We start from the raw sequence: 4,084 nt of genomic DNA on the forward strand, positions 1-4,084 counted from the left end.
TGGCGAGCGTGGCTGATATCAGGACTTATGTCTATGGTGCTACGTATGATAGCTGGAACCGTGTGCAGACGATGACTTATCCTGATGGTGAAGTGGTTACCTATCACTACAATGCTGCAGGACAGGTGGAGAGCATGACGAGCAATAAACAGGGACGTCAGAGCGTTATTGTTGACAGGATAGGTTACGACAAGGAGGGTCATACGGTCTATACGAAGCTTGGTAATGGCACGGAGACAACCTATACATATGACAAGCAGCGTGAACGTCTGCAGGTGATGAACCTTACAGCGGATGGTCAGACTGTCATGGAGAACAGGTATCGTTATGATGCCGTGGACAATATCCTCGGTATTACGAATGCTGCCAACCCAACATCGCTGACGAAACTCAATAAGGCGAAGTTGGGAGGAAGGAGTTCGCATACGTATGAGTATGATGAGCTGAACCGCCTTATTCATGCCAGCGGTAAGGCGAAGCGTGCATCGTATGATATGCTTATGTCGTTCGGACGGATGAGTGAGCCGCTGACGAAGGTGCAGAAGGTGGACTCAACAACAACTGCTAGGTCTTATAACTTTGCTTATAAGTACGAGGACAGTAACCACCCGACAGCTCCAACACAGATTGGTCATGACCATTACACGTATGATGCTAACGGTAATCCTACGTTGGTAACAAATGACAGTACGAATATCACGAGGGAAATGTATTGGGATGAGGACAACCGTCTCATGGTTTTAAGCGATAACGGTAAGACGAGTCGTTATACTTACAATGCTGCTGGCGAACGCATTATGAAGAGTTACGGTACGATGGAGGGTGTGTATATCAATGGTGCACCGCAAGGTATCACCTTCCATGAAACAGATAACTTCACACTTTATCCTGCTTCGATAATCAGCATCAACAAGAATCGCTTTACAAAACATTACTTCATTGGTAACAAACGAGTTGCTTCAAGGATAGGAACAGGTCTGTTTAACAACGTTTATGGACGCAACGGCTCATACGTAACGGCTGGTCAGCAGGACTATGCGGAACGTATGAATCAGATTCAGACACAGAAGGAGGCTTATTATAAGAAGGTGAGTGTAGCTCCTGGTGTACCGACAGAGAAGGGTGCGTATGGTGATCCAGAGAACACAGGTGTTGGTTATAATGCTGTTCTCACCGAACTCGGCAACCATGATGTGCCACAGGGTTGGATTCAGACTCCACACCCCAACACCACACCGAATACTAACCCCGGTCCACCTGTAAGTTGGAATGACCCGAGTAACCCTGATGACCCACAGGCAGGTTACGGCTACATCCCTAATGACACTACAAAAGAAGAAACCTTCTTCTATCACAGTGACCATTTAGGCAGTACGTCTTATATTACAGACGATCATGCCAACATCACACAGTATGATGCTTACTTACCGTATGGTGAGCTGTTAGTTGACGAGCACAGCAGTTCCGAAGACCTGCCGTATAAGTTCAACGGCAAGGAACTTGACGAAGAAACGGGGCTGTACTATTACGGAGCCAGGTACATGGACCCCAAAATCTCCATGTGGTTGGGGGTAGACCCATTAATGGAAAAGTATACAAATGTCAGTGGATATGTTTTTTGTCATAGTAATCCAATAGTTAGAATTGATCGTGATGGATGTGCAGATTATTTTAGCATTAGTGGCAAGTTCATTAGATCGGATAAATCAAAAGATAAAAATATCTACATAAGAACTTCTTCTGGTAACGTTTTATTATCTAAATATAATTTCAAGAGAAATTTACGTGCTATGATGCGTATTACGTATCATTATGCTAAGGAAGTTGGGTTAGAAGGTAAGGCTAAGTCTATTGGTGTAAAATCAATGAAGTCGAATCCTGAGGGAGAATTAGCGATAACAACATATGATAATAGGATAAGAGTCTCTACTGTTAATGGGCATTTTAAAAAATCAATGGACCAAATATATAATTTCAGAAGTACATTAGCACATGAAGGCTTTCATATAGATACTCCAAATGGAGTAGATGAAGAAGATCTTGTAATCATGAAAGAGATGAGTAGGAAAGAATTTGGAAAAACAACACGGTCTTTTAAAGATAATACAGCTGGATATCTTCAAAAAGAATTGGAAAAGTTGTATGCTGTATCAGGTCGTAATTTTTATAAGGTGATAGGTAAGGCACAAAAAATGTTAAATAAATATGGGGCTAAAAGTAGTTATGAATTTATAGAAGGAGGAAATAAGATTCATTTTTGACAATAATGAAACATATACATATAATAAAATTATTGCTAATATCCTCATTATTAGTATCATGCCGAAATAATAATGTTAAAGAGATTCTAACTGGGGATAGATATAGATATTGGTATAATGAGAGTGATACAATACTTAATCTTCCTTTATACTTTATTTTTAACAAAGATGGACAATTGCAAGTAAAAAGTCAAGACGAAAGGGGGAGATTACAGGACTTTGTTTTCTCCCATGATGTAGAATGGGATCATCGTTGGAGTATAAAAAATGACACATTACTATATATGGGATTGTATGATAATTATTTCGTTATATCAAGGTATAATGATTCTATTGTCACCCTTACACAGAATAACCAGAATATAGTATTACATGCGATTAGAGATCCTCGTATGTTTATACAAAACATTCACGCTAAGAGAAAAAATATTATCGATAGTATTCAATGTATAAATTATGATATGCGAATTGATAGAATATGCCCTAATGGCAACAATTATATTCTAAAAGATATTTCTTCCTCAGTTGAGATAAGCAAAGCAGATATGAATATCATAACTCCCCAAAGAGGAGACCGTTTAGTCAAAGAAAAGAATTATGTATTGTTGAATAGAATAACTAATGATTCAATTTATCTATATCGATATACTGTTTCAGGAGAGCATCCAGTTTTATCGATTCTCCAAAGTGGAGAAAAAAAGAATTTCATACAAAGAAATGGGATTTATCAGAGATAAGTGCATTGCTTCTAAAATCGGCACGGGGCAGTTTTATAATGTTTATGGCGTCAATGGCAACATTGTAACGGCAGGGCAGCGCGATTATGCAGCCTGGATGCAGAACATAGAAGCACAGAAGGAGGAATACTAAAAGCAGTTAGGTGTTGTTATTTCTGTAGGTGCAAGTTTTGTAGAGAAACTTATTAACAATGGAGGTAATGTAATTATAGCTATACATCAAATTGATTGGGGAGGTGCTTCAATAGACGCAGCTGTAGCAGGTGCAACCTCTATAATATTTTCCAGTGCCTCTACTGCAAAATTGATTAAGAAACTTACCTCTACAAAGATTGGTAGGTCTAATCTTGCAAAGGTAATGACAAGTATAGTGGCAAATATGATTACAAACATTTCTGCTTCTGTGCTTATATCTTTGAATATGGTAATACTCTTAATACCCTATGTGTCACTTGAAATAACTAAAGCATTAGATTATTATCTTTATGTAACAAGTTGTACGTTTTCTATTGTTTGGTCCAGTTTCTACACCTTAAATATATTGAGGAGTAATGGTATTAAAGGGCAAATTACCGAAGAACTTCAAGTTAAACATTATACCCAAAGTGGTATTGCAGGAAGATCAACTAGTGGCGGTATTACATGTGAATATAAAGGGGATGCCTTACATTTATCTACAACTCGAGAATCTGAGAAACTTTACAAAATATATGGTGACTCTGTAATTAGCCATATAAAAGTTTGCTTAGCTCTAAAAGAAACTTTACCTTATGTGTATTATGTAGATGATGCGTTAATAACGTATTCTGAATTCTATTTAAAATACATATTCGGACATCCCTTTTCGTCATCAAATACACGAAAAGATGGGATACCAGAATAGTCTTGTTTTTTCGATACAACTTTAAAATAAGAAAGGGGGTAAATGATAATCACGACTTCGGAGTGATTTAATCCCCTTTCGGGGCAAGGGTCTTTGTGGTACAAATTGCAATTTGTGGTACAAAGACACACCTTGCTGATGTAGAAAATGGGATTATAAGCCCCTGCTGTGTTACTGCATTCATTGAATACAGTAACTCGGCG

4 protein-coding genes are annotated in these 4,084 nt (G+C 38.2%); all 4 read left to right on the forward strand.

The features are described from left to right. Positions 1-2,261: RHS repeat-associated core domain-containing protein (locus H515_RS13410; protein ID WP_036891828.1), on the forward strand; the 2,261-nt coding region annotated here is incomplete at its 5' end. Positions 2,262-2,266: 5 nt separating this feature from the next. After that, positions 2,267-2,998, forward strand: a complete 732-nt coding sequence (locus H515_RS0110240; RefSeq protein WP_028901918.1) for a hypothetical protein — start codon at positions 2,267-2,269, stop codon at positions 2,996-2,998. Further along, positions 2,979-3,131 (forward strand): hypothetical protein, encoded by a 153-nt coding sequence (locus tag H515_RS14595; RefSeq protein ID WP_021672382.1) that lies wholly within the window; start codon positions 2,979-2,981, stop codon positions 3,129-3,131. Before H515_RS0110240 ends, H515_RS14595 begins: the two co-directional genes overlap by 20 nt. Before the next feature lie 225 nt (positions 3,132-3,356). After that, positions 3,357-3,881, forward strand: a complete 525-nt coding sequence (locus H515_RS14600) for a hypothetical protein (RefSeq protein ID WP_155809304.1) — start codon at positions 3,357-3,359, stop codon at positions 3,879-3,881. The last annotated feature ends 203 nt before the right edge of the window (positions 3,882-4,084 follow it).

The sequence above is a fragment of the Prevotella corporis DSM 18810 = JCM 8529 genome, from assembly GCF_000430525.1.
In the GTDB taxonomy this organism is placed as follows: domain Bacteria; phylum Bacteroidota; class Bacteroidia; order Bacteroidales; family Bacteroidaceae; genus Prevotella; species Prevotella corporis.